This is a genomic window from Kineococcus radiotolerans SRS30216 = ATCC BAA-149, assembly GCF_000017305.1.
GTDB lineage: Bacteria > Actinomycetota > Actinomycetes > Actinomycetales > Kineococcaceae > Kineococcus > Kineococcus radiotolerans.
Genome location: NC_009664.2, coordinates 2,839,915 through 2,864,295 on the forward strand (window position 1 = coordinate 2,839,915; position 24,381 = coordinate 2,864,295).

General features: G+C 76.2%; 24 protein-coding genes, 3 tRNA genes and 2 riboswitches. Of the genes, 14 read left to right on the forward strand and 13 right to left on the reverse strand.

What is annotated here, in order from left to right; genetic code table 11:
- The first annotated feature begins 62 nt into the window (after positions 1-62).
- A riboswitch (glycine riboswitch) is annotated at positions 63-156 on the forward strand.
- 1 nt (position 157) lies between these two features.
- Positions 158-247: riboswitch (glycine riboswitch) on the forward strand.
- Between the two features lie 44 nt (positions 248-291).
- A complete protein-coding gene (gcvT, locus tag KRAD_RS13615) occupies positions 292-1,431 on the forward strand; it encodes a glycine cleavage system aminomethyltransferase GcvT (protein ID WP_203417570.1) in 1,140 nt (379 codons plus the stop codon).
- Positions 1,432-1,461: 30 nt separating this feature from the next.
- Complete coding sequence (locus KRAD_RS13620) at positions 1,462-2,850, forward strand: L-serine ammonia-lyase (protein WP_041293223.1); 1,389 nt, start codon at positions 1,462-1,464, stop codon at positions 2,848-2,850.
- On the opposite strand, the gene KRAD_RS13625 is transcribed toward KRAD_RS13620, so the two are convergent.
- Positions 2,831-3,742, reverse strand: coding sequence for a LysR family transcriptional regulator (locus KRAD_RS13625; protein WP_041292093.1), 912 nt, complete (start codon positions 3,740-3,742; stop codon positions 2,831-2,833). The genes KRAD_RS13620 and KRAD_RS13625 overlap by 20 nt on opposite strands.
- 87 nt (positions 3,743-3,829) lie before the next feature.
- On the opposite strand from KRAD_RS13625, the gene KRAD_RS27565 reads away from it, so the two are divergent.
- From KRAD_RS27565 to purM, 5 genes are read left to right on the forward strand one after another with little or no spacing between them, the layout of a single operon-like run.
- Positions 3,830-5,149 carry an MFS transporter gene (locus KRAD_RS27565; RefSeq protein ID WP_049821202.1) on the forward strand — a complete coding sequence of 440 codons (1,320 nt, stop codon included), beginning with the start codon at positions 3,830-3,832 and terminating at the stop codon, positions 5,147-5,149.
- A 33-nt stretch (positions 5,150-5,182) separates the two neighbouring features.
- On the forward strand, positions 5,183-5,575 hold the full coding sequence (locus KRAD_RS13635) for a sterol carrier family protein (RefSeq protein WP_012086207.1): 393 nt from the start codon (positions 5,183-5,185) through the stop codon (positions 5,573-5,575).
- On the forward strand, positions 5,572-5,925 hold the full coding sequence (locus KRAD_RS24415; protein ID WP_049821203.1) for a hypothetical protein: 354 nt from the start codon (positions 5,572-5,574) through the stop codon (positions 5,923-5,925). Before KRAD_RS13635 ends, KRAD_RS24415 begins: the two co-directional genes overlap by 4 nt.
- Positions 5,926-5,965: 40 nt before the next feature.
- Positions 5,966-7,510, forward strand: coding sequence for an amidophosphoribosyltransferase (gene purF / locus KRAD_RS13645; protein WP_012086208.1), 1,545 nt, complete (start codon positions 5,966-5,968; stop codon positions 7,508-7,510).
- A complete protein-coding gene (purM, locus tag KRAD_RS13650) occupies positions 7,507-8,613 on the forward strand; it encodes a phosphoribosylformylglycinamidine cyclo-ligase (RefSeq protein WP_012086209.1) in 1,107 nt (368 codons plus the stop codon). Before purF ends, purM begins: the two co-directional genes overlap by 4 nt.
- A gap of 73 nt (positions 8,614-8,686) precedes the next feature.
- Here the strand turns inward: purM and KRAD_RS13655 are convergent, their stop codons facing one another.
- The gene (locus KRAD_RS13655; RefSeq protein ID WP_012086210.1) at positions 8,687-8,944 is read right to left on the reverse strand and encodes a DUF3073 domain-containing protein; all 258 of its coding nucleotides are present in this window, start codon (positions 8,942-8,944) and stop codon (positions 8,687-8,689) included.
- A 184-nt stretch (positions 8,945-9,128) separates the two neighbouring features.
- Between KRAD_RS13655 and xylB the strand changes: the two genes are divergently transcribed.
- Entirely contained in the window at positions 9,129-10,559 is a 1,431-nt protein-coding gene (xylB, locus tag KRAD_RS13660) for a xylulokinase (protein WP_238985749.1), read from the forward strand.
- Here xylB and KRAD_RS27570 read toward each other — a convergent pair.
- The 5 genes from KRAD_RS27570 to KRAD_RS13685 form a co-directional block, all read right to left on the reverse strand.
- The gene (locus KRAD_RS27570; RefSeq protein WP_012086212.1) at positions 10,540-11,343 is read right to left on the reverse strand and encodes a diguanylate cyclase domain-containing protein; all 804 of its coding nucleotides are present in this window, start codon (positions 11,341-11,343) and stop codon (positions 10,540-10,542) included. The genes xylB and KRAD_RS27570 overlap by 20 nt on opposite strands.
- Complete coding sequence (locus tag KRAD_RS13670; protein ID WP_041292094.1) at positions 11,340-11,660, reverse strand: hypothetical protein; 321 nt, start codon at positions 11,658-11,660, stop codon at positions 11,340-11,342. Before KRAD_RS13670 ends, KRAD_RS27570 begins: the two co-directional genes overlap by 4 nt.
- Positions 11,661-11,744: 84 nt before the next feature.
- A tRNA-Phe gene (locus tag KRAD_RS13675) sits at positions 11,745-11,817 on the reverse strand.
- A 31-nt stretch (positions 11,818-11,848) separates the two neighbouring features.
- Positions 11,849-11,922 (reverse strand) — tRNA-Asp (locus KRAD_RS13680).
- 101 nt (positions 11,923-12,023) lie between these two features.
- Positions 12,024-12,096: transfer RNA gene (locus KRAD_RS13685), tRNA-Glu, on the reverse strand.
- Positions 12,097-12,235: 139 nt separating this feature from the next.
- Between KRAD_RS13685 and KRAD_RS13690 the strand changes: the two genes are divergently transcribed.
- Positions 12,236-13,300 carry a PHP domain-containing protein gene (locus tag KRAD_RS13690; protein WP_041292095.1) on the forward strand — a complete coding sequence of 355 codons (1,065 nt, stop codon included), beginning with the start codon at positions 12,236-12,238 and terminating at the stop codon, positions 13,298-13,300.
- Here the strand turns inward: KRAD_RS13690 and KRAD_RS13695 are convergent.
- On the reverse strand, positions 13,215-14,117 hold the full coding sequence (locus KRAD_RS13695; protein ID WP_157873597.1) for a helix-turn-helix domain-containing protein: 903 nt from the start codon (positions 14,115-14,117) through the stop codon (positions 13,215-13,217). The two genes, KRAD_RS13690 and KRAD_RS13695, sit on opposite strands and share 86 nt — an antisense overlap.
- Positions 14,118-14,230: 113 nt before the next feature.
- Between KRAD_RS13695 and KRAD_RS13700 the strand changes: the two genes are divergently transcribed.
- Positions 14,231-14,926, forward strand: coding sequence for an SDR family NAD(P)-dependent oxidoreductase (locus KRAD_RS13700; protein WP_012086215.1), 696 nt, complete (start codon positions 14,231-14,233; stop codon positions 14,924-14,926).
- A gap of 4 nt (positions 14,927-14,930) precedes the next feature.
- Here the strand turns inward: KRAD_RS13700 and KRAD_RS13705 are convergent, their stop codons facing one another.
- The gene (locus tag KRAD_RS13705) at positions 14,931-16,121 is read right to left on the reverse strand and encodes a phytanoyl-CoA dioxygenase family protein (RefSeq protein ID WP_012086216.1); all 1,191 of its coding nucleotides are present in this window, start codon (positions 16,119-16,121) and stop codon (positions 14,931-14,933) included.
- Positions 16,122-16,320: 199 nt separating this feature from the next.
- On the opposite strand from KRAD_RS13705, the gene KRAD_RS24420 reads away from it, so the two are divergent.
- On the forward strand, positions 16,321-16,821 hold the full coding sequence (locus KRAD_RS24420) for a DUF4383 domain-containing protein (RefSeq protein ID WP_012086217.1): 501 nt from the start codon (positions 16,321-16,323) through the stop codon (positions 16,819-16,821).
- Positions 16,822-16,852: 31 nt separating this feature from the next.
- On the opposite strand, the gene KRAD_RS13715 is transcribed toward KRAD_RS24420, so the two are convergent.
- Genes KRAD_RS13715 through KRAD_RS13730 form a run of 4 tightly spaced genes read right to left on the reverse strand, consistent with a single transcriptional unit; the run spans position 16,853 to position 20,852 of the window.
- Entirely contained in the window at positions 16,853-17,122 is a 270-nt protein-coding gene (locus KRAD_RS13715; protein WP_157873598.1) for a hypothetical protein, read from the reverse strand.
- A 38-nt stretch (positions 17,123-17,160) separates the two neighbouring features.
- Positions 17,161-18,210 carry a lipoate-protein ligase LplAB gene (locus KRAD_RS13720; RefSeq protein WP_012086218.1) on the reverse strand — a complete coding sequence of 350 codons (1,050 nt, stop codon included), beginning with the start codon at positions 18,208-18,210 and terminating at the stop codon, positions 17,161-17,163.
- A gap of 9 nt (positions 18,211-18,219) precedes the next feature.
- Complete coding sequence (locus KRAD_RS13725; protein WP_012086219.1) at positions 18,220-20,202, reverse strand: acyl-CoA dehydrogenase family protein; 1,983 nt, start codon at positions 20,200-20,202, stop codon at positions 18,220-18,222.
- Positions 20,199-20,852, reverse strand: a complete 654-nt coding sequence (locus tag KRAD_RS13730) for a TetR/AcrR family transcriptional regulator (RefSeq protein ID WP_012086220.1) — start codon at positions 20,850-20,852, stop codon at positions 20,199-20,201. Before KRAD_RS13730 ends, KRAD_RS13725 begins: the two co-directional genes overlap by 4 nt.
- Positions 20,853-20,915: 63 nt before the next feature.
- Here KRAD_RS13730 and KRAD_RS13735 point away from each other — a divergent pair, with 63 nt between their 5' ends.
- The 3 genes from KRAD_RS13735 to KRAD_RS24425 are packed head-to-tail and all read left to right on the forward strand — an operon-like array spanning position 20,916 to position 24,360.
- Complete coding sequence (locus tag KRAD_RS13735; RefSeq protein WP_203417571.1) at positions 20,916-22,169, forward strand: acetyl-CoA C-acetyltransferase; 1,254 nt, start codon at positions 20,916-20,918, stop codon at positions 22,167-22,169.
- The gene (locus KRAD_RS13740; protein WP_012086222.1) at positions 22,169-23,509 is read left to right on the forward strand and encodes a 3-oxoacyl-ACP reductase; all 1,341 of its coding nucleotides are present in this window, start codon (positions 22,169-22,171) and stop codon (positions 23,507-23,509) included. Before KRAD_RS13735 ends, KRAD_RS13740 begins: the two co-directional genes overlap by 1 nt.
- Positions 23,509-24,360 (forward strand): MaoC/PaaZ C-terminal domain-containing protein, encoded by an 852-nt coding sequence (locus KRAD_RS24425; protein WP_238985839.1) that lies wholly within the window; start codon positions 23,509-23,511, stop codon positions 24,358-24,360. Before KRAD_RS13740 ends, KRAD_RS24425 begins: the two co-directional genes overlap by 1 nt.
- Positions 24,361-24,381: the final 21 nt, after the last annotated feature.

Here is a 24,381-nt window from a genome sequence, read left to right on the forward strand (position 1 = left end):
GCTGGTCCCCGGGGTCGGTCGTGTGCCACGCTGACGGCGAGGACAACTGAACACACGGCCGCTTCCCCCCGGCGGGAGAGCCCCACCGGCCCGCCGGTGGGCACCGAAGGAGCAACCACCCCGGAACCTCTCAGGTCCACGTACCGCCACGGGCAGGCCGCTCTGGAAAGCAGGACCCCACGGTCCTCACCGACGGGGAAAGCCTCGCTGCGCGGGGTGAAGCTCTCAGGTCCCGCGACAGAGGGGGTCCAGCACGTGGCCGCACCCCGCGGCCGCGACGAGAGGAGCCCCGTGACCACCCCGGCCACCACCCCCGCGCCCCCCGCGAGCACCCCCCTGGCCGACGCCCACGCCGCGCTCGGTGCCTCCTTCACCGACTTCGCCGGCTGGCAGATGCCGCTGCGCTACGCCTCCGACCTCGCCGAGCACCACGCCGTCCGCCGCGCGGCCGGGATCTTCGACCTCTCCCACATGGGGGAGATCCGCGTCAGCGGCCCGCAGGCCGGGGCCGCCCTCGACGCCGCCCTCGCCGGGCGCCCCTCGGCGATGGCCATCGGCCGCGCCGCCTACGGGCTGCTCGTCGACCACGAGGGCGGGATCGTCGACGACCTCGTCACCTACCGCCTCGGGGAGCAGGAGTTCCTCGTCGTCGCCAACGCCGCCAACGTCGAGCCCGTCGTCGTCGCCCTCGCCGACCGCGCCCGGCCCTTCGACGCCCACGTCGCCGACGAGACCGCCCGCTGGGCGCTCGTCGCGGTGCAGGGCCCGGCCTCCGCCGCGATCGTCGGCCCGCTCGTCGACGCCGACCTCACCGCCCTCGGCTACTACCGCTGCGCGCCCGCCACCCTCACGACCGGACCCGGCGCCCCCGGCGTCGAGGTCCTCCTCGCCCGCACCGGCTACACCGGCGAGGACGGCTTCGAGGTCTTCGTCCCCGTCGACGACGCCGTCGCCGCGTGGGACGCCCTGCTGGCCGCCACGCGCGAGCACGGCGGCGTCCCCGCCGGCCTCGCCTGCCGCGACACCCTGCGCCTGGAGGCGGGGATGCCCCTCTACGGGCACGAGCTGACCACCGCCACCAGCCCCTTCGCCGCGGGCCTGGGACGGGTCGTCAAGCTCGACAAGGACCCCGGTCCCGTCGGGCTCGAGGCGCTCCAGCGCCTGGCCGCGACCCCGCCCGCCCGCGTCCTCGTCGGCCTGCGCGGCACCGGGCGCCGCGCCCCGCGCGCCGGCTACCCCGTCGTCGCCGGCGGTTCCCCCGTGGGGGAGGTCACCAGCGGGGCCCTCTCGCCCACCCTGGGGTACCCCGTCGCGATGGCCTACGTCGACGCCGCGCTCTCGGCACCGGGGACGGCCCTGGCCGTCGACGTCCGCGGCACCGAGCTGCCCGTCGAGGTCGTCGCGCTGCCCTTCTACCGCCGGGAGCGCTGAGGCGTGGGCGGCCCGCTGTCCGTCTTCGACATGTTCTCCGTCGGCATCGGCCCCTCGAGCTCGCACACCGTCGGCCCGATGCGCGCCGCCCTCGCCTTCGCCGAGCACCTCGCCGCCACCGGGGCCCTGGACCGCGTCCACGCGGTGACCGTCGACCTGTACGGCTCGCTCGGCGCCACCGGCCGCGGGCACGGCAGCGACCGCGCCGTCGTCCTCGGGCTGACGGGGGAGCGCCCCGAGCTCATCGACCCCGACACCGTCGAGGAGGTGCTCGCCGGGATCCGGGCGGGCGGGGAGCTGCGCCTCCTGGGCCGGCACCCCGTGCGGTTCGACCTCGACGCCGACGTCCGCCTGATCGGGCAGACCTCGCTGCCCGCGCACCCCAACGGGATGGTCTTCACCGCCCGCGACGCCGCGGGGGACGTCCTCGCCGAGCGCACCTCGTACTCCGTCGGCGGGGGTTTCGTGCGCGACCACCCCCTCGACGTCGCCGAACCCGTCGTGGGGACCGGCGCCGGTCTGCCCTTCGGCTTCCGCAGCGCGGGGGAGCTGCTGGAGCACTGCCGCCGGACCGGCCTCGGGGTGGCCGACCTGGTGCGGCGCAACGAGGAGAGCCAGCGCGAGCCCGCCGAGGTCGACGCCGGGCTGCTGCGCATCTTCGCCGCCATGGCCGCCTGCGTCGACCACGGCCTCGTCACCGACGGGACCCTGCCCGGCGGTCTCGGCGTGCGCCGCCGCGCGCCGCGGCTGCACCGGCAGCTGCTCGCCGAGGAGGGCAGCTCCGCCGCCGACGCCCTGCACGCCATGGACTGGGTCAGCCTGTTCGCCCTCGCCGTCAACGAGGAGAACGCCGCCGGCGGTCGCGTCGTCACCGCCCCCACCAACGGCGCGGCGGGGATCGTGCCCGCCGTCCTGCACTTCTACCGCCGCTTCGTCCCCGGCGCCGACGACGCCGGCACCGTGCGCTTCCTGCTCGCCGCCGGCGGCATCGGCATCGTCCTGAAGGAGACCGGCTCGATCTCCGGGGCCGAGGTCGGCTGCCAGGGCGAGGTCGGCTCCGCCAGCGCCATGGCGGCCGCCGGCCTCGCCGAGGTCCTCGGCGGCACCCCCGAGCAGGTCGAGAACGCCGCCGAGATCGCCGTCGAGCACCACCTGGGGCTCACCTGCGACCCCGTCGGCGGCCTCGTCCAGATCCCCTGCATCGAGCGCAACGCCGTCGGGGCCACGACCGCGATCCACGCCGCCCGCACCGCCATGCGCGGCGACGGCGACCACGTCGTCAGCCTCGACACCGCCATCGCCACGATGCGCCAGACCGGCGCGCACATGCGCTCGGAGTACAAGGAGACCTCCCTCGGCGGGCTCGCCCTCACCGTCGTCGGCCGCCCCGCCGTGGGGGTCAACGTCCCCGAGTGCTGACCCGCCGCACGTCGCGCTCGACGGCCTCGACGAACGCGGTGACGGCCCGCCGGGCCGGGCGCTCGGGGGAGGGGCGGGCGGTGGCCAGCGACAGCGTCCACCCCGGCTGCTCGCCCGTCACCGCCTGCTCGTGGCAGCCGGGGGGCACCGGCACCGACCCGGGCACGAACGCCGGGCCCAGCCCGGCGGCGACGTAGCGCGGGAACGTCGACACGTCCGGGACCTCCAGCACGACGTGCCGGCGCGCCCCGGCGCGCTCGAACACCGCGTCCACCTGCAGCCGGTTGCCGAAACCGGGGGGACCGTCGATCCAGCGCTCCCCCGCGAGGTCGGCCAGCTCCACCGGCCCCGGGGAGGCCAGCGGGTGCCCGGCGGGCAGCAGCAGCCGCAGCGGGGCGCGGACCAGGGGCCGCAGCGCGACCGCCCCCGGGGGGCGGAAGGGCCACGACAGGAACGCCGCGTCCAGCTCCCCCTCGACCAGCGCCCGCAGCAGGCCCCGCGAGCCGTCCGCGAAGACCCGCATCGACACCGACACCCGCGGGTGCTCCGCGGTGAACCGCTGCAGCAGCCGGGGCAGGTCCACGGGGTGCATGGTGGTGACGACCCCCACGGCCACCGGGCCGGTGGGCCCCTCCTCGGCGCCGCGCACCGCGGCCCGCGCCTGCGACACCCCGGCCAGCAGCCGCCGCGCCTCCGGCACCAGCGCCCGGCCCGCGTCGGTGGGCACCGCCCGCCGCGACGTGCGGACGAACAGCCCCGCCCCCAGGTCCTCCTCCAGCGCGCGCACGACGGTGCTCACCACCGACTGCGCCGTCCCCAGCCGGCGGGCGGCCGCGCTGATCGTCCCCGCCTCCACCACGGCCAGGAACACCTCGAGCTGACGCAGCTCCACCCGTCCTCCCATCGCGATCCCCGATGGATGCTCCCACCGCCCAGCGTCGGCCCGGAAGGCCGCGCGGGCCGCGCGGTTGGGCCCGGCATGAGCTCACCCCGCCGCCACCGCCTCGGCTTCTGGATCGTCGCCGCCGCGTTCGCGATCGCCATGGCGTTCCCCACCGTCCCCACCCCCCTGTGGGCGCTCTACCGCGAGCGCGACGGGCTGCCCACCGCGGTCGTCACCGTCGCGTTCGCGGCCTACGCGGCCGGGGTCGCGGTCGCGCTGTTCACCGCCGGGCACCTCTCCGACCACCTCGGCCGCCGCCGCGTCCTCGTGCCCGCCCTCGCCCTGGAAGCCGCCGCCGCCCTCGCCCTCGCCCTCACCCCCGACGTCGTCGTGCTCGTCGCCGCGCGCGTCGCGACCGGCCTCGCGGTGGGGGCGCTGACCCCCACCGCGACCGCCCACCTCGCCGAGCTGCACGGGCGGACCGCGTCGGCGCACCCGGCCACCGGGGCCGTCGTCGCGACCGCCGCCAACCTCGGCGGCCTGGGCCTGGGGTCGCTGGCCGCGGGGTTCCTCGTCGGTCACCTCGGCGACCCGCTGCGCGTCCCGCACCTGGTGTTCCTGGTCCTGCTCCTGCTCGCCACCGCCGCGCTCGCCCTCGTCCCCGAGACCGTCCAGCGCGAGCACCGCCCCTACCGCGTGCAGCGCATCGCCGTCCCCGCCGCCGCCCGCGGCCGCTACCTCGCCGCGGCCCTCGCCTCCTTCGGCCTGTTCTCCGTGATGGGCCTCTTCAGCTCCCTGGCCCCCGCCGTCCTGGCCTCCCTCGGCCACCCCGGTCCGGTCGCCGGCGGGGCCACGGCGTTCTCCGTCTTCGCCGCCGCCGCCCTCAGCCAGGTGCTGCTCGCGCGGCTGGCCCCCCACCACCAGGTGCGCCTCGGGCTGGTCCTCACCGCCGCCGGCGTCGTCGTCCTCGGCGCGGGCGTCCTGCTCGCCGCGGTCGTCCCCTTCGTCGCGGGCGGGGTCGTCGCCGGCGCCGGGGTCGGGGTGCTGCTCAAGGGGGCGCTGAGCACCGCCACCGCGCTGGCCCCGGCCGGCTCCCGCGGGGAGGCCGCCGCCGGGATCTTCCTCGCCGGCTACCTCGGGATGGCCGTCCCGGCGTTCGCGGTCGGTCTCAGCAGCTCCTCCGGGGTCCCCTTCGGCGTCTCGGTGCCGGTCCTGGCCGTCGTCGTCCTCGTCGTCCTGGGTGCCGTCGCGGTGGCGCTGCACCGCAACCCCGCCCCCGCCGACGCCCCCGCCGACGCCCCCGCCGACGCCCCCGCCGACGCCCCCGCCGACGCCCCCGCCGACGCCCCCGCCGACGCCCCCGCCGACACCCCCGTCGACGCCGCGGCGCACCCCGCGTCCCGGGTGCGCGCCTGAGCGCGACGCGGCCCCGGCTGCGACGATGCGGGGGTGCCTCCCCGCCGCCGCACCGACCCCGCGGAAGGCCTCGCCGCCGTGCGCGCCGTCGAGGACGTCCTGGCCGGGGGCGGGCAGCCCCCGCGCCCCCTCCTGGCCACCGCCGTGCGCTACGCCCTGGAGGAGCTCGCCGCGCGCCACCCCGGCGGCAGCGTCGAGGTGCGGGTCCCGCCCTTCGCCGCCGTCCAGGTCCTGGAGGGCCCGCGCCACACCCGGGGCACGCCGCCGGCGGTCGTGGAGGTCGACCCCACCACCTGGATCGGGCTGGCCACCGGCGCCCTGCGCTTCGACGAGGCCCGCGCCGACGGGCGGGTCCGGGCCAGCGGCAACCGCGCCGACCTCGGCGGCCTGCTGCCCGTGGTGCCGCCGCGTACCGTGCTCCCGTGAGCGAGCCGTCCCAGACCCCGCCGTCCGAGGCCCCCGAGGAGACCCCTGGGCCGGCCCCCGAGGAGGCGCCGGACCGCGAGGGCACCGCGTTCGTGCAGGTCACCCGCCGCCGGGCCCCCCGCTTCCGCGCCTTCGTCGTCACCGGCCTGCTGCTCGCGGCCGTCATCGCGGCCGTCGTCGCGGCGGTGACCCCGCCCAGCGGCGGCTACTCCCAGCGGGCGCTGTTCGGGTACCTGTTCTGCAGCCTCGGCCTGCTGGGGGTCATCCTCGGCGGGCTCGTGGCGGTCCTGATCGACCGCCGCACCGGGACCCGTCCCGGGCCCCGCGCCCGTCGCCGCCGCCGCGGCTGACCGGTCGGCCCGCGGCGCGGGGGTGTGACACACTCGAGACGTGGCCCGCGGTGACGGACGTCTGAACCACGACCTGCTCCCCGGCGAGAAGGGCCCTCAGGACGCTTGCGGCGTCTTCGGGGTCTGGGCGCCGGGCGAGGAAGTCTCCAAGCTCACCTTCTACGGCCTCTACGCCCTGCAGCACCGGGGGCAGGAGGCGGCCGGCATCGCCGTGAGCAACGGCGAGCAGATCCTGGTCTTCAAGGACACCGGCCTGGTGTCCCAGGTCTTCGACGAGTCCGCCCTGGAGTCCCTCCAGGGGCACATCGCCGTCGGGCACGCCCGCTACTCCACGACCGGTGGGGGCGGCTGGGAGAACGCCCAGCCCACGCTGGGCGACACCGCCGGCGGCACCGTGGCCCTGGCGCACAACGGCAACCTCACCAACCTCTTCGAGCTGCGCGACCTGCAGGCCGAGCGGTACCCGCACTCCGAGCGCCCGGTGCTGCCGGGCCGCCCCTCGCCCAGCGAGCTGGCCCGCGGCAACACCACCGACACCGCGATCCTCACCGCGCTGTTCGCCGGCGACCCCGACCACACCCTCGAGGCGACGGCCGCCGAGGTCCTCCCGCACGTGCAGGGCGCGTTCAGCCTCGTCTTCATGGACGAGCACACCCTCTACGCCGCCCGCGACCCGCAGGGCATCCGCCCGCTGGTGCTGGGCCGGCTGGAGCGCGGCTGGGTGGTGGCCTCCGAGACGCCGGCCCTCGACATCGTCGGGGCCAGCTTCGTGCGCGAGATCGAACCCGGTGAGCTCATCGCCATCGACGCCGACGGGCTGCGCAGCACCCGCTTCGCCGAGGCGAAGCCCAAGGGCTGCGTCTTCGAGTACGTCTACCTCGCCCGCCCCGACACCTCCATCAGCGGCAAGGTCGTCCAGGAGGCCCGCGTCGAGATGGGCCGGGTCCTGGCCCGCGAGCACCCCGTCGAGGCCGACCTCGTCATCCCGACCCCGGAGTCCGGGACGCCCGCCGCCATCGGCTACGCCGAGGAGTCCGGCATCCCCTACGGGCAGGGGATGGTGAAGAACTCCTACGTGGGGCGCACCTTCATCCAGCCCAACCAGACGATCCGCCAGCTCGGCATCCGCCTGAAGCTCAACCCGCTCAAGCACGTCGTCGCCGGCAAGCGGCTCGTCGTCGTCGACGACTCCATCGTGCGCGGCAACACCCAGCGGGCCCTGATCCGGATGCTGCGCGAGGCCGGCGCGGCCGAGATCCACGTCCGGATCTCCTCCCCGCCGGTGAAGTGGCCGTGCTTCTACGGCATCGACTTCGCCACCCGCGCCGAGCTCATCGCCAACGGCCTCTCCGTCGAGGACGTCGCCCAGAGCATCGGCGCCGACTCCCTGGGCTACATCTCGCCCGAGGGCATGATCGCCGCGACCGACCAGCCCGCCGAGCGGCTGTGCACGGCGTGCTTCTCCGGGAGCTACCCCGTCCCGCTCAACGACCTCGACCGCCTCGGCGACCACGCGATGGACAAGCCGCGCATCCCGATCACGCCGGTCAGCCGGTCCGACGCCGCCCAGGGGGCACAGCAGTGAGTTCGACGACCGAGCGCGCCGGGACGACGTACGCCGACGCGGGGGTCGACGTCGTCGCGGGCGACCGCGCCGTGGAGCTCATGAAGGCGTCCGTGGCGCGCACCCAGGGCCCCGAGGTCGTCGGCGGCTTCGGCGGCTTCGCCGGCCTCTACGACGTCTCGGCCCTCAAGGACTACCGCCGCCCCCTGCTGGCGACGAGCACCGACGGCGTCGGCACCAAGGTCGCGATCGCGCAGGCCGTCGACAAGCACGACACCATCGGCGCCGACCTCGTCGGCATGGTCGTCGACGACGTCGTCGTGTGCGGGGCGACGCCGCTGTTCATGACCGACTACATCGCCTGCGGGCGCGTCGTCCCCGAGCGGATGGCGGCCATCGTCGCCGGCATCGCCCGGGCCTGCGAGGAGGCCGGGGTCGCGCTGGTCGGCGGGGAGACCGCCGAGCACCCGGGTCTGCTCGGCCCGGAGGAGTACGACGTGGCCGGCGCGGTCACCGGGGTCGTCGAGGCCGACGAGCTGCTCGGTGCCGAGCGCGTCGAGGTCGGGGACGTGCTCGTCGCGATGGCGAGCTCGGGTCTGCACTCCAACGGCTACTCGCTGGTCCGGCGGGTCTTCGCCGACGCCGGCTGGGCCTACGACCGGCACGTGGAGGAGTTCGGGCGCACGCTGGGCGAGGAGCTGCTGACCCCCACCCGCATCTACGCCCGGCCCGCCCTCGCGACGCTGGCCTCCGGCGGGGTGCACGCCATGAGCCACGTCACCGGCGGGGGGCTCGCCGCGAACCTGGCGCGCTGCCTGCCCGCGCACGTGACGGCCGTGGTGGACCGCACCACGTGGACGCCCGGGGCGGTCTTCGGCCTGGTGCGCGACCTGGGACGGGTGCCCGCCGACGACCTCGAACGGACCCTCAACCTGGGCGTCGGCATGCTGGCCGTCGTGCGGGCCGACAGCGTGGACGCCGTCGTGCGCAGCGTCGAGGGAGCGGGCATTCCGGCGTGGGTGTGCGGTGAGGTCCGGGAACGGACCGACGCGGACGGGGAGAGCAACGGGAAGGGTGTCGCAGGAGGCGTGACGCTCCTCCAGGGCCGCCACCGGGGTTGGTGACGGTCGTGCAGGGGCGGCACGCCTCCAGCGATGCCTTCGAAGTGCTGCGGCCAGGCCGCAGCACCCGAGCGGATCAGGCTCGGCGCTTGGACGACCACTCGTCGTAGTCGTCGGTCGCGGTGTACTTCGACCAGTCCTCGGACTCGTCGTCCGATTCGTCGTCTTCAACGTCAGACACCGGCGCCTCCTGGGCGGCGGGCCGCCCGATCTGACGGTACGGGTCGGGCCCGTGAAGCTCACGTTGCAGCGCGTTGTAGTCGGTATCGGGGCTGTAGTACTTCAGCTCCCGAGCGACCTTCGTCTGCTTGGCCTTCTGACGGCCGCGCCCCATGGCGTCGACCCCCTCGCGCGTCGGCCGGGGCAGGCTGAGCTGACCCCGGAGCAGCTGTCATCTCTCCGTGGCACCAACGGTACATGCCCGCGAGACCTTCCGGCATCCCGGTGGTCCGGGTCGCACCCTGGACGGAGCACCCGGCGGGCCCGCGGACCCTCCCGGCATGCGCTTAGCTGTGCCCGTGAGCAGCGCAGGAGGCGGCGGAGGCCGTCGGGTGGTGGCCGGGGTCGACTCCTCGACCCAGTCGTGCAAGGTCGTCGTGCGCGACGCGACGACGGGTGAGCTGCTGCGGATCGGGCGGGCCCGGCACCCCGAGGGGACCGAGGTCGACCCCGACCGCTGGTGGCGCGCCCTGGAGGAGGCCGTGGCCGACGCGGGCGGGCTCGACGACGTCGACGCGCTGGCCGTCGGCGCGCAGCAGCACGGCTCGGTCCTCCTCGACGAGGACGGCGAGGTCGTCCGTCCCGCGCTGCTGTGGAACGACGGCCGCTCGGCGGCCGCCGCCGAGGCGCTGACCGCGGAGCTCGGCGGCCCGCAGGCGTGGGCCGAGCAGGTCGGCAGCGTCCTCGTCGCCTCCCTGACCATCACCAAGCTGCGCTGGATCGCCGAGCACGAACCCGCCCACGCGGCGCGGACGGCCTCGGTCTGCCTGCCGCACGACTGGCTGACCTGGAAGCTGGCCGGCGCGGGCGGGGCCCGCCTCGTCACCGACCGCGGCGACGCCAGCGGCACGGGCTACTGGTCGCCCACCGGCGGCTACCGCACCGACCTGCTGCGCACCGCCTTCGGCGCGACGCCGGAGCTGCCCGACGTCCTCGCCCCCGCGGAGTCCGCGGGCCCCACCGCCAGCGACCTCTCCCGCGGGGCCCGGCTGGGCCCGGGCACCGGCGACAACATGGCGGCCGCCCTCGGGGTCGGCGCCCGCGTGGGCGACGTCGTCGTCTCCATCGGGACCTCCGGCGTGGTGAGCGTCGTCAGCGACCTCGCGACCCACGACCCGAGCGGGCTGGTCGCCGGCTTCGCCGACGCCACCGGCCGCTACCTGCCGCTGGTGTGCACCCTCAACGCCGCCCGCGTCCTGGACTCCGCCGCCCGGATGCTCGGGGTCGACCACGCCGAGCTCTCCCGGCTGGCGCTGTCCGCCCCGGCCGGCAGCGACGGGCTGGTCCTGGTGCCGTACCTGGAGGGGGAGCGCACCCCGGTCCGCCCTGACGCCACCGGGGCCCTGCACGGGCTCACCCTGTCCACCTCCACCCCCGCCCACGTGGCCCGCGCCACCGTCGAGGGGCTGCTGTGCGGGCTGGCCGACGGCCTGGACGCCCTCGTCGCCCAGGGCGTCGAGATCGGCCGGGTCGTGCTCGTCGGCGGCGGCGCGCGCTCGGAGGCCGTGCGCCGCCTGGCACCGGCCGTCCTGGCCCGCCCGGTCGTCGTCCCCGAACCGGGGGAGTACGTCGCCGACGGCGCGGCCCGGCAGGCCGCCTGGGTGCTCACCGGCGGCGAGGCCCCGCCGGACTGGACCCTCGGCGCGTCGCGGACCTTCGAGGCCGACCCGACCCCGCACGTGCGGGAGCGCTACGCGCAGGTGCGCGACCTCACCGCGAACCGCCTCTGAGGGTGCGGTGGGCGTGCGCCTCGGCCAGCACGGCGTCGCGGGTGAGGGAGGGGTCGTCGGCCACCCAGCCCACCGAGAGGCCGACGTGGACGCCCGCCTGCACGGCGCCGACGCTGCGCCGCAACCGCTCGGCGAGGGCCTGCACGTGCGTGGCGGGCACCGCCTCGACGAGGACCACGAACTCGCCCCCGCCCAGGCGGGCCACGGTGTCACCGGCCCGGACCTCCGCGGCCAGCCGCCGGGCGACCTCCACCAGGACCGCGTCACCGGCTCCCCCGGGGCCCTCGACGCCGCACCGCAGGACGAACGTGCGCAGGGCGGGGTCGGCCCGGGCCCGGGTCCGGGAGCGCTCCCAGCGGCCCTCCAGCGCCGTGCGGTCGAGCGGCCCCGCCGGGGCGTCGCGCCCGTCGCGGGGGCCGGGCGCGCGCTCGCCGGCGAGGCGGTGGGAGACGTCCCAGGCCGCGACCACGAGGTGGTTCCCGCCCCGGGTGCGGGCGAGGACCTCCAGGCGCACCTCCGGGCGCGCCGCGGGCCGCAGCCGCAGCGGCCCGGGACGTTCCCCCGGACGGCGCAGCGCGGCGGCCAGCGCCGCCCGCGCCCGCTCCCGGTCCGCGGCGAGCACGAGGTCGAGGGCGTCGGTGCCGACCAGCGCCGACGGGTCGGCCAGGACGAGCTCCCCCAGCCCCGGCGAGGCCCACTGCACGCTCGTCCCCGACAGCAGCGCGGTGGCGGGGGCCGCGGCGGCCAGGGCCCGCCAGTCCGGGCTGGCTCCCCGCGGGGTCACGCCCGTGCGCTGCCGGCCCGTCGCGCGAGGCCGTCGCCGATCCCGGCCAGGACGGCCGCGGCCGCGGTGGTCGTCAGCACCGCCGGCCAGGGGCCGAGGCGCCGCGACAGCGGGTGCGAGAGACCCACCAGGCCGACGGTGCCCGCGGCGAGGGCGGCGGCGAGGGCGGGGGAGCCCCCCGCCCAGCGGGGGAGGGCGGCGCCCAGGCCCGCGGCGAGGGCGACCCCGGCGAGCTTCCGGTTGCCCGTCCGGCGCCCGATCGCGTACCCCCCGAGGACCGCGGGAGCGATGAGGACGGGGCTCGGGATCGCAGGCACGGCAGGAGGTTAGCTCCCCGAGCTGGGAACGACGAAGGCCCCGGCGCCAGGGCGCCGGGGCCTTCGATCGAGCTTCGTTCCAGGTGGCCAGGAGCGGGGTCGAACCGCTGACCTTCCGATTTTCAGTCGGACGCTCTACCAACTGAGCTACCTGGCCGTGCCGGGCCGGGTGAAACCGGCACGACGAGCGACCCCGACGGGACTCGAACCCGCGACCTCCGCCGTGACAGGGCGGCGCGCTAACCAACTGCGCTACGGGGCCTCAGAGAGGCCTTTTCTTGCTGGCCTTGCGTGCTTGCAGAGAAGACCTTACCCGATGTCGGCGGTGGTCGTGACCACCTCCGGACCAGCCGGTCCACCGCGTACCCCCAACGGGATTCGAACCCGTGCTACCGCCTTGAAAGGGCGGCGTCCTAGGCCACTAAACGATGGGGGCGTGGCACCCGGGCACCGCCGAGGCGGGTCCCGAAGCCCGACCAGCATAGAGGACGCCGGTGCGTGGTGCCGACGCTGCCGCGGCCGAGGCGATGGGGCAGAGTGGTCCCCTCGTCGCACCCGCGAGACCGGAGGTGGCCGTGGACCCCGTGCAGGCGTTGCGGCGCACCGCGTTCCTGCTCGAGCGCGAGCGGGCCAGCAGCTTCCGCGTCGAGGCCTTCCGCGGGGCCGCCGCCGTCCTGCTCGCCCTGGACGCCGAGGAGCTCGGCGCCCGCCTGCGCGCCGGGACCCTCACGGACCTGAAGGGCATCGGCAAGTCCTCCGCCGAGCTGGTCCAGCAGGCCGCCGCCGGCCGCGTCCCCGACCGCCTCGCCGCGCTCGAGGCCGCCGCCGGGCCCCTCGTCGAGGGCGGGGAGGAGTTGCGCGCCCTCCTGCGCGGGGACCTGCACACCCACACCGACGCCAGCGACGGCGGCAGCCCGCTGGCCGAGATGGCCGCCACCGCCGCCGAGCTCGGCCACGAGTACCTCGCCGTCACCGACCACTCCGAGGGGCTGAAGGTCGCCCACGGCCTCGACCGCGCCCGCCGGGAGGCGCAGCTCGACCAGATCGCGGCGCTCGCGGCCCCCCTCGCCCCCTTCCGGCTGCTGTCCGGCATCGAGGTCGACATCGGCCGCGACGGCGTCCTGGACTGCCCGCCCGACCTGCTCGACCGCCTCGACGTCGTCGTCGCCTCGGTGCACTCGCAGCTGCGGATGCCGCGCGAGGCCATGACGCAGCGGATGCTCACCGCGATCCGGTCCGGGCGGGCCGACGTGCTGGGCCACTGCACCGGGCGGATGGTCGAGGGCGGCCACGGCCGGGTCGGCGCGGGGGGACGCCCGCCGAGCGACTTCGACGCCGACGCCGTGTTCGCGGCCTGCGTCGAGTTCGACGTCGCCGTCGAGATCAACGCCCGCCCCGAGCGCCTCGACCCGCCCCGGGCGCTGCTGCGCCGGGCGGTGGCGGCGGGGTGCCTGTTCACCCTGTCCACCGACGCCCACGCCCCCGGGCAGCTCGACTGGCAGCCCTACGGCTGCGCCCGGGCGCAGGAGTGCGGGGTGCCCGCTGAGCGGATCGTCACGACGTGGCCGGCGGAACGGGTGCTGGAGTGGACGGCTCAGCGCCGCTCGGCCCACCGCCCGGCCCGCCCTGCCCCCGGGTGACGCGCAGGAACTCCAGCTTCTCCGCGTCCACCGACCCCGCCGCGACGGTGTAGACGACGAGGCGGACGTCCGAACCCGGCACGGTGAGGACGTCGCAGTCGCAGGTGACGTCCCCGACGTCGGGGTGCTCGATCGTCTTGCGGGAGGAGACGTGCCGCCCCACCGTCCCCTCCCGGCACAGCCGGGCGAACTCCGGGCTCGTGCGCGTCAGCTCCTCGGTCAGCGCGACCAGGCCCGCGTCGCGCGGGTAGTCGACCAGGGCCGAGCGCAGGTCCGCGACGAGCGCCGCGGGCAGCCCGGCGTCCGCGTTCCGCACCGGCCAGCGCGCCAGGTCACCGCCCTCCGGGGAGAAGACCGCCCGGATGAGGTTGCGCCGCCCGGGGGACAGCCCGCTCGGGTCGCCGATGAGGGCCGTCCACGCCGGGTTCCACGTCAGCAGCGTCCAGTCCGCGCCGAACACCCCGACGGGGAAGTCCCCGAGCCGGGCCAGCACCCGCTGCACACCCGCGGGCACCAGGTGGGACACCACCCCGTCCGCCGGCGGCAGCAGGCCCGCCAGGCGGTAGGCGTGGTCGCGCTCGACCGTGCTGAGCTGCAGCGCCCGGGCCAGCGTCGCGACGACCTGCGCCGACGGGTTCGTCGCCCGGCCCTGCTCCAGCCGCACGACGTAGTCCACCGACAGCCCCGCGAGGTCGGCCAGCTCCTCCCGCCGCAGGCCCGCCGCCCGCCGCCGCACCCGGGCGGGCAGCCCGACGTCGGCGGGGGACAGCCGGTCGCGCCAGCGCCGCAGGGCCGTGCCGAGGTTCTCGCCTTCCACCCCACCATCGTGCCCCGGCGCGGGCGCGAACCCCAGGGCCCAGCCTGGTACTGCCCGTCCCCCCGTCGCGGCGGGCACTGGCTGGCCTCCCCGCCGCGGGTCAGGGTGGGCCCATGACCACCACGTTCATCACCGGAGCCAACAAGTCCCTCGGCTACGAGACCGCCCGCCGCCTCGTCGAGGCCGGGCACACCGTCCTCCTCGGCGCCCGCGACCCCGGCCGCGGCCGCGCCGCCGCCGACGCCCTCGGCGTCCGGTTCGTCCAGATCGACGTCACCGACGACGCCTCCGTCGAGGCCGCCGCCGCCGACGTCGCCGCGCACGAGGGGGCGATCGACGTCCTCGTCAACAACGCCGGCGTCGTCGGGCCGCACGCGGCGGCCGACGAGCTCACCGCCGCCGACGCGCTCGCCGTCTACGACGTCAACGTCTTCGGGGTCGTGCGGGTGACCCGCGCGTTCCTGCCGCTGCTGCGGAAGTCCGCGAACCCCGTCGTGGTCAACGTGACCAGCGGGATGGGGTCCTTCGCGGCGACCCACGACCCGGACCGCGTCGAGTCGACGTTCGCCGCCCCGCTCTACACCTCCTCCAAGGCGGCGCTGACGATGCTCACGACCCAGTACGCCAAGGCGCTGCCCGACGTGAAGTTCAACGCCGTCGACCCCGGTTACACCGCGACGGACTTCAACGGCCACTCCGGTCCGCAGACCGTCACCGAGGGGACCGACGCGATCGTGGAGCTGGCCACGATCGGCGCCGACGGCCCCACGGGGCAGTTCCGCGACCGCCACGGGGTCGTCGCCTGGTGACGCCTCAGGCCCCGTCGGTGCGGCGCCGGGCCGCGTAGGCGTCGAGCTCGGCGTGGACCCGCTCGACGTCCCACCCCTCGTCCAGGGCCCGGCGCAGCAGCTCGGTCTGCGACAGCGGGGTGAGCCCGTCGACGTTGGGGTCGCGGTCGAGGTTGGTGGGGAACGGGTACCCGTCGGTGGCGGCGGTGACGGCGTGGGCGAGGAGCTCGGGGTCCAGGCCCCCGGCCCACCGGGCGGCCAGGGCGGGGTGGACCGCCTTGGCCGTCCGGACCCGGTCCACGGTCTCCATCGCCCGCCCGAAGGCGGAGGACACCTGCAGCAGGTTCGCGACGCGCTGCACGTCGGCGGAGACGTTGGACCCGGCGCCGTGGAAGAGGGCGGGGTTGAAGAAGGCCGCGTCGCCCTTGGCCAGCGGCAGCTGCACGCGGTGCTCGGCGAAGTAGGCCCGGAACTCCGGCCGCCGCCAGGCCAGGTAGCCCTGCGGGTAGCGGTGGGAGTGCGGCAGGTACAGCGTCGGCCCGCTCTCCACGGGCATGTCGCTGTGCGCCACGGCCCCCTGCAGGGTCAGGACGGGGGAGAGCAGGTGCACGTGGGCGGGGTAGCGGGCCGCGACGGGGTCGGACAGGAAGCCCAGGTGGTAGTCGCGGTGGGGGTCCTGGGCCTTCCCGCCCGGTCGGACCACGTTGACCTGGGAGGTGACCTGGTACCCCGGGCCGAGCCACGCGGTGGCGACGAGGGCGAGCACGTCGTTGGCGTAGTAGTCGACGAACGCCTCCGGGTCCCGCACGGCGAGCTTCTCCAGCGCGTTCCAGACCCGGTCGTTGGCGCCGGCCGCGGCGAAGTGGTCGCCCTTGGCGGTGCCCGCGGCCCTCTCCTCGGCGATCATCGCCTCGAACGCGGCGGTGACCCGGTCGACGACGTCGAGGTCGGGGAAGGCCCCCCGCACGAGGAGGACGCCGGGGCCCTCGGTCAGCGCCCGGACGAGCTCCCCCTCCACGGCCTCGCGCCCGGCCTCGTCGGCGACGGCGGCGCGCAGCCGGTCCGCGTCGTAGAGCAGCACGCCCTGGGCGACCTCGCGGGCGTGGGGGTAGTCGGCCGGGTCGGTGCGCCGGTCCAGGAGGCGGGCGAACTCCTCCACGTCGCAGTCGCTCTCGCGGAACCGGAGGGGGGCGGGGCGGGTGGTGGGGACGCTCACGGGGTTCTCCTCGTCGAGGCTCGTGGGGACTGGGCTGCTCCGAACCTAGGCCTCCCCGGGCCGCGCCGCGCCCGCCCCGCCGCGGGGGCGGAGCGCTTCGGGGTGCGATCCGCGGCCCGACGTGCCACGGTCGGAGGACCGTTCAACCGGGGCGCGACCCCTCGATCTTCCGGCCCACCGGCCGTGGAAGGACCTCGACGTGGCAACCTCCCGTCCCTCCTCGACCTCCGACGACGTGCGCGCGGTCGCCGGGACCACCGCCGAGATCGTCAAGACCCGCGGTGGCCCCGTCCGGCGCCACGCCCAGATCACCGGGTTCTTCCTGACGGGCCTGGGGCTGCTGGGGTTCATCCCGGGCATCACGACGAACTACGACGAGATGGGCATCTTCCGCAGCGGCGCGCAGCTCTTCGGCGTCTTCACGGTCTCGCTGCTGAGCTCGACGGCGCTGTTCCTGTACGGGGTGACCGTCCTGGCCTTCGGGGGCTCGGTGCGCCAGGCGCACAAGAACGTCGTCCTGCACGCCCTGCTCCTCATCGGCATGGGCATCGCGGGCGCCGGCATCGTCGCGAACTCCCCGAACCCCGTCCTGCCCACCGACGCGGCGAGCAACTGGCTCTACCTCGCGCTCGGGGTGTTCTTCCTCATCGGCGGCACCCTGGCGCGCAAGAAGGAGATCGAGGAGAACGGCGTCTTCTGACCCCGACCGGGCGCCCGCCGCGACCCGCCGCCTAGGGGGCGGCGGGTCCTTCGCGTCCGGCGGGTCCCGCGGGGTCGGCGAGCAGCGCGGCCCCGAGGGCGGCGAGCAGGTCGACGACCTCGGCCCGGTCGAGGCGGACGGTCGAGACGCAGGTGCCGCCCTGCCAGGTCGAGAGCACGACCCGCCCGGCACCGGCGCCGGCCGCGGGGTGCGCGCTGACCCGCAGGGCCCGCCCGGGGCGGTCCGCGTCCCGGACGACCCCGGTGCGGACGCCCCGCTCCACGGCTGCGTGGTGCTCCATCGACCGAGTCTGCGCCCGCCCGCGGCCGGTGTCGAGGCTCAGGGGATGCGGGCCACCCACTCGGGCGTGGCGAACTTCCCGCGCACGAGCTCCTCGGCGGCGTCGAGCTCGGCGTCGGTGAGGGCGGAGCCGGTCAGCCCGTACTGGCGGCGGAACGTGGCGACCATCGAGTCGATGACCTCCTCGCGGGGCAGGCCGGTCTGGCGCCGCAGCGGGTCGACCCGCTTGGCCGCGCTGGCCAGGCCCTTGCCGGACAGCTTCTCCCGCCCGATGCGCAGGACCTGCAGCATCTTCGCGGCGTCGATGTCGTAGGACATCGTCACGTGGTGCAGCACGGTGCCGTCGGCGAGCCGCTTCTGCGCGGCGCCGGCGATCTTCCCCTGGTCGGTGGCGATGTCGTTGATGGGCTGGTGCCACGCCTTGACGCCGAGGTCGCCGAGGGCGACGAGGACCCAGTCGTCGAGGAACGCGTAGGACTCGGTGAAGCTCAGCCCCTCCACCAGCGACCCGGGCGCGTAGAGGGAGTAGGTGATCGTGTTGCCGGGTTCCACGAACATCGCCCCGCCGCCGGAGATCCGGCGCACGACCTCCACCCCCAGCCGCCGGGCCGCCTCGCCGTCGACCTCGTTGACCAGCGACTGGAAGCTGCCCAGGACCACGGCCGGGCTCGCCCACTCCCACACCCGCAGGGTGGGCGGGCGGCGGCCGGCGGCGACCTCCCGGGCGAGGACCTCGTCGAGGGCCATGTGCGTCTGCGGCGCCTGCGGGCCGGTGTGGACGAACTGCCAGTCGTGGTCCAGCCACCCCGTGGCCCCGCCCACGGCGCGGCGGACCGTGGTGGCGACGGCCTCGGGGGTGAACCCCAGCAGCACCGCCCCCGGCGGCAGCGCGGACCGCACCCGGGCCGCGAGCGCCGCGGCGTCGCTGTCGGCGGGCAGCCCCGTCAGGGCCGCGTCGAGCGCCTCCAGGGCCTCGTCGGGTTCGAGGAAGAAGTCCCCGCTGAGGCGGACGCGGGCCAGCCGGCCCGCGTCCACGTCGAGGTCGACGACGACGAGCTTCCCGCCCGGGACCTTGTACTCACCGTGCACGGGCGAAGGCTAGCCCCGCTCGGGGACGAGGGAGGAGGCGAGCCACTCCCGGGGGATCCCGAAGCCGTCCAGCAGTTCCCCGGTACGCGGTCGCAGCTTGCGGCACAGCGCGTTGACGGCGGTGGTGATCGCCTTGGCGCGCAGCGTCGTCATCCGCCGGTGCTGCAGGTACCAGCCCTTCTCGGCCTCCAGCACCGACAGCGCGTGCAGGTCGAAGACGTCGGAGAGCAGGGCGGCGACGGCGGGGTCGTCGCAGCGGGCGATGGCGGCGGCGAAGGCCTCGGCGACGACGCGGTCCACGTGCGCGCGCCCGGCCAGCAGCAGGTGGTCCTGCAGCTCGTCGACGGCCTCGAAGCGCTCGGCCTCCGGGCGCGAGCGCGCCTTGCGCATCCGCTTGGCCAGCGACTCCACGACGTGGCGCTCGCGCTCGGCGAGCATCCGCAGCTGCCAGCCCCGGTCGTGGAGGTCCTCGGGGACGCGGCCGGCCTCGACGACGTCGGCGACCAGGGACCGGGCGGGGCTGCGCCCGGCGTAGGTGGTGACGAAGTCGCGGGTCGCGAACCGCGCCATCCCCAGGGTGTCCAGGTCGGAGAACTGCTGGGCGTAGGCGGTGAGCTGCCCCTTGGCGACCAGCTGCAGCAGGACGGTGTTGTCGCCCTCGAAGGTGGTGAACACGTCGGTGTCGGCCTTCAGCTGCGGCAGTCGGGAGTCGGCGAGGAACCCGTTGCCCCCGCAGGCCTCCCGGCAGGTCTGGATGGTGCGGGTGGCGTGCCAGGTGGAGGCCACCTTGAGACCCGCGGCGTGGGACTCGAAGGCGCGCTGCCGGTTCGCGTCGGCCTCGCCGCCGGCGAGCTGGACGCGCAGCAGCTCGTCCATCTCGCCCATGAGCTCGTCCTGGGCGAACGTCAGCGCGTAGGTCGTGGCCAGCGGGATCAGCAGCCGGCGCTGGTGGGCGAGGTAGTCCAGCAGGACGACCTCGCCGTCCCCGCCCGGGCGCTTGAACTGGGTGCGCCGCTGGGCGTAGCGCAGGGCGATCTCGAGGGCGACCTTCGTCTGGGAGAGCGCGCCGCCGGAGACGCTGACCCGGCCCTTGACCAGGGCGCCGAGCATCGTGAAGAACCGGGAGTTCGCGCTGGCGATGGGGGAGGAGTAGGTGCCGTCCTCGGCGACGTCGGCGTAGCGGTTGAGCAGCGCCGTCCGCGGGACCCGGACGTGGTCGAAGGCGAGGCGGCCGTTGTCGAGGCCGTTGAGCCCCATCTTCCGGCCGTCGTCGCCGCGCCAGACGCCCGGCACGTCGACCCCGTCCACCCGCAGGGGCACGACGAACGCGTGCACGCCGCGGGACTCCCCGCCGGTGACGAGCTGGGCGAACACGACGGCGACGTCAGCGTCCTCGGCCGCCCCGCCGATGTAGTCCTTGCGGCAGGACGCGTCGGGGGTGTGGACGACGAACTCCTGCGCGGCCGGGTCGTACGTGGCGGTCGTGCCGATGGAGGCGACGTCGGAGCCGTGGCCGGTCTCGGTCATCCCGAAGCAGCCGACGAGTTCCAGCCGCAGCAGCGGCCCGAGCAGCGTGGAGTGGTGGCGCTCGGTGCCCAGGGCCTGCACGGCCCCGCCGAAGAGGCCCCACTGCACCCCCGACTTGATCATGAGCGAGGCGTCGCCGTAGCCGAGCATGTCGAACTGCGCGACCTGCCCGCCGGGGGAGTCCCCGCCGCCCCAGCGCGAGGAGTACCCGAGTTCGTGCCCGCCCAGCTCGGCGAGGGTGCGCAGCCGGGCCCGCGTGAGGTCGCGGTGCTCGCGCGTGGAGAGGTCGTGGCTGGGGGTGAAGAGGTCGGCGGGGGCCTCGCGGCGGAACTGCTCGCGCAGGTCGGCGAACCGGCCGTCGAGGAAGCGGCGCAGGACGTCGGTGTCCAGCGGTTCGGGGGCGGTCTCGGGGGCGCTGTCGGGGGCGGTGGGGACGTCGGGCGCTCGCAGTTCGGTGGTGGTCACGGGACCTCCTCGGGGACGGGCGCCAGGACGGTGGAGAGACCGCCCCAGGCCAGGTGGGTGAGATCGGAGACGAGGGTGGCGGCCGGGACCCGGTCCGGGCTGGAGATCCAGCGGTCCGCGGCGGTGCGGATCAGGGCGACGAGGCCGTGGGCGAGGGCGTCGGCGGAGGAGTCCCGGGCCCCGCCCACCCGCAGGTGGGCGGTGATGGTGCGGGCGGTCTCGTCGGCGACGGTGGCCGAGATCCGCTGCACCGGGTCGCTGGTGAGCGGCCGTTCGAGGAAGGGGTGGGAGACGACGAAGCGGTAGACCTCGGGGTCGGCCTCGACGAGCTGCACGTAGGCGGCGATGATCCCCGACAGCGCCTGCCGGGGGTTCGCCGACGCGGCGACGGCTTCGCCGAGCTCCCGCAGGATCCGGGAGTTCACCCGGTCGGCGACGGCGAGGTAGAGCTCCTCCTTGTCGGCGAAGTGGCGGTAGAGCACGGTCTTGCTGGTGCCGGCGGCCGCGGCGACCTCGTCCATGCCGACCCCGGCGCCCTTGGCGGTGATGGCGCGCAGCGCCGCCGTCACCAGTTCCTCCCGCCGGCGGCGGCGGTGCTCGTCCCAGCGCGTGCGGCGACCGTCGCGGGGCTCCTTCGGCTGACCGTCCACGCGTTCGACAGTACCCCGGACGAGGGGTATCGGGTACCCGTGGTACCTGATAACTTCGGACGGGTGATCAACCGAGCGATCAGAGACGTCGCGATCGTCGGCGGGAACCGCACCCCCTTCGTGCGGGCCGGCCGCCGCTACGCCCGGGTTTCGGCGCAGGACCTCCTGGTCGCCGCCCTCGACGGGCTGGTGGCCCGCTACGGACTCGCCGGGGAACGGCTCGGGGAGGTCGTCGCCGGGGCCGTCCTCAAGCACAGCCGCGACCTCAACCTGACCCGCGAGGCCGTCCTCTCCACCGCGCTGGACCCCGCGACCCCCGCCTACGACGTCCAGCAGGCCTGCGCCACCGGCCTGGAGACGGCCGTGCTCGTCGCCAACAAGATCGCCCTGGGGCAGATCGACGCCGGCATCGCCGGGGGGGCCGACTCCGCCAGCGACGCACCCATCGCCCTCGACGACGGCCTGCGGCGCGTGCTGCTGGAACTCTCCCGCGCGAAGAGCCCCGCGGCCAAGCTCGCCGCCCTCGCCAAGCTGCGCCCGGGCCAGCTGCGCCCGGACCCCCCGCGCAACGCCGAGGCCCGCACCGGCCTGTCCATGGGGGAGCACGCCGCGCGCACCGCCCTGGAGTCCTCCGTCCCCCGCGCGGCGCAGGACGAACTGGCCCTGGCCAGCCACCGCAACCTCGCCGCCGCCTACGACCGCGGGTTCTTCGACGACCTGCTCACCCCCTACCTCGGGGTCCACCGCGACGACCTGCTGCGCCCCGACACCTCCCTGGAGAAGCTGGCCGCGCTGGAACCGGTGTTCGGCCGCGACCTCGACGGGGAGGCGACGATGACGGCGGGGAACTCCACCCCGCTGACCGACGGCGCCGCCGCCGTCCTGCTGGCCTCCGACGCCTGGGCCGCCGAACGGCGCCTGCCCGTCCTGGCCCACCTCGTCGACGCCGAGACCGCCGCCGTCGACCACGTCCACGGCGAGGGGCTGCTCACCGCCCCCGTCGTCGCCGTGCCGAGGTTGCTGCAGCGCAACGGGTGGACGCTGGCCGACCTCGACCTCGTCGAGATCCACGAGGCCTTCGCCTCCACCGTCCTGGCCACCACCGCGGCCTGGGCCGACGCCGGGCTGGGCACCGTCGACCCGTCCCGCCTCAACGTCGCCGGGTCCTCGCTGGCCACCGGCCACCCCTTCGCCGCGACCGGGGCCCGGATCCTCGCCTCCACCGCGAAGCTGCTGCACGAGCGCGGCGGCGGGAAGGCGCTCATCTCGATCTGCGCCGCGGGCGGTCAGGGCATCGCAGCGCTGGTGGAGGCGTGATGCGGCCCCCGGTCCTCGGCCCCGACCCCTACGGCGCCCTCATGCGGACGCCGGCGGCGAACCTCCTGACCCGCGCGGGCCTGCCGAAGCCCCCGCGCCTGCGCCGCCACGAACCCGGCCAGGACCTGCTCACCGGCCCCGCCCTGGTCATCGGCCTCGATGGCGCGACCTGGACCGGCGACCTCGGCACCTGGCTGCGCGCGGCGGGCGCCACCGTCCTGGACGAGCACCCCGGCGGGACGGGGGAGGAGCGCCTCGGCGCCGTCCTCGTCGACGCCTCCGGTCTGCGGCGCGTCGAGGAGCTGGGGCAGCTGCGCGAGCGCCTCGCCCCCGCGTTCCGCCGCACCCGCGGCCGCGTCCTGCTGCTGGGGGCGGACCCCGCGCGGCTGACCGACCCCGAGGCCCGCGCCGTCCAGCAGGGCCTGGAGGGTCTCCTCCGCAGCCTCGCCAAGGAGGCCCGCGGCGGGACCACCGTCAACCTGGTGCGGATCGCCCCCGGCGCCCGCACCGCCCTGCGCTCGGCCGTGGAGTTCCTCTGCTCGGCCCGCTCCGCGTTCGTCCACGGCCAGCCCGTCCTCGTCGGCGCGGGCGAACCCGCCCCCGCGCGCGAGCGCCCGGTCGCCGTCGTCACCGGCGCGGCCCGCGGCATCGGCGCCGCGATCGTCGACGTCCTCGCCCGCACCGGGCACCACGTCGTGTGCGTCGACGTCCCCGCCGCCGGGGACGGGCTGGCCGCCGTCGCGAACCGGGTGCACGGGTCCACCCTGCACCTCGACGTCACCGCCGACACCGCCCCCCAGGTCCTCGCGACCCACCTCGCCGACCGGTTCGACGGCGCCGACGTCGTCGTCCACAACGCCGGCATCACCCGCGACCGCTCGTTCGTGAACCTCGACGAGGCGGCGTGGAACTCCGTCCTCGACGTCAACCTGCGCGCCCCGCTGCGCCTCACCACCGGGCTCCTCGACCACCCCGGCGCCCTCGCCCCCGCCGCGCGGTTCGTCTACCTGTCCTCCATCAACGGTCTCGCCGGGGCGAAGGGGCAGACGAACTACGCCACCAGCAAGGCCGGTCTCGTCGGGCTGGTGCAGGCCCTCGCCGAGCCGCTGGCCGCGCGCGGGCTGGCCGCGAACGCCGTCGCCCCGGGGTTCATCGAGACCCCCATGACCGCGGCCATGCCGCCGGTGCCGCGCGAACTGGGCCGGCGGATCGCGAGCCTGCAGCAGGGCGGGCTGCCGGTCGACGTGGCCGAGGCCGTCGGGTGGCTCGCGCAACCCGACGCGGCCGGGATCGACGGGCAGGTGCTGCGGGTGTGCGGCCAGAACCTGCTGGGGGCGTGATGGAGCGCGAACTCACCGCCGCGCCCTCGCTGCCCCGCCTCTACGCCCGGTCGCTGGTGCAGCGCCCGCACCGCGGCGTCGACTTCCCCCGCACGCGCGTCGTGCTGCGCGGCGCCGGGTTCGACGCCGACCGGGTGGCCGCGTTCTGCCGCAGCACCGGGTTCCCGGTGCGCGACACCGTCCCGCTGCCGTTCCCGCACCTGCTGGGTTTCGGGCTCCAGGTCGACCTGCTGGTGCGCGAACCGTTCCCGTTCACCCTCCTCGGCCTCGTCCACGTGGCCCAGACGTTCGAGCAGACCCGCCCCCTGGGCGTCGGGGAGGCGTTCGACGTCGGGGTGCGCGCGGTCGGGGTGAACGCCCACCGCCGCGGCGCGACCGTCGACCTCCTGACCGAGCTGCGCACCGACGGGACGACGGTCTGGACCGGGCGCAGCCGCTACCTCGCCCGCGGGGTGCCCTGGCCCGGCCGGCCCGTGGAACCCGCCCACCTCCCCGCCCCCGAGGGGGAGGGGACGCGGTGGCGCGTCCCCGCCGACGCCGGGCGCGCGTACGCCGCGGTGTCCGGCGACGTGAACCCGATCCACCTGTCCCCGCTCACCGCGCGCCTGCTCGGTTTCCGCCGCGCCCTGGCCCACGGCATGTGGACGGCCTCGCGCAGCCTCGCCGCCCTCGGCGGGCCCGCCCCCGGCGCGGCCCGCTTCGAGGTGGAGTTCGCCAAACCCCTGCTGCTGCCCGCGACCGTGCGCCACGTCGCCCGCCCCGGGCCCGACGGCTGGTCCACCGCCGTCCGCAGCCGCAACGGCGCGACCCTCCACCTCGCCGGCCGCCTCACCGACCTCGTGCGGCCATGAGGTCCGTCGCGGCCCGGACGG

Bases quoted from the DNA above. Each gene is read 5' to 3' on its own strand.
- KRAD_RS13620 (WP_041293223.1), top strand. From the start codon at position 1,462: ATGTTCTCCGTCGGCATCGGCCCCTCGAGCTCGCACACCGTCGGCCCG.
- KRAD_RS27565 (WP_049821202.1), top strand. From the start codon at position 3,830: ATGAGCTCACCCCGCCGCCACCGCCTCGGCTTCTGGATCGTCGCCGCC.
- KRAD_RS13655 (WP_012086210.1), bottom strand. From the start codon at position 8,944: ATGGGGCGCGGCCGTCAGAAGGCCAAGCAGACGAAGGTCGCTCGGGAG.
- KRAD_RS13700 (WP_012086215.1), top strand. From the start codon at position 14,231: ATGACCACCACGTTCATCACCGGAGCCAACAAGTCCCTCGGCTACGAG.
- KRAD_RS13715 (WP_157873598.1), bottom strand. From the start codon at position 17,122: ATGGAGCACCACGCAGCCGTGGAGCGGGGCGTCCGCACCGGGGTCGTC.
- KRAD_RS13740 (WP_012086222.1), top strand. From the start codon at position 22,169: ATGCGGCCCCCGGTCCTCGGCCCCGACCCCTACGGCGCCCTCATGCGG.
- KRAD_RS24425 (WP_238985839.1), top strand. From the start codon at position 23,509: ATGGAGCGCGAACTCACCGCCGCGCCCTCGCTGCCCCGCCTCTACGCC.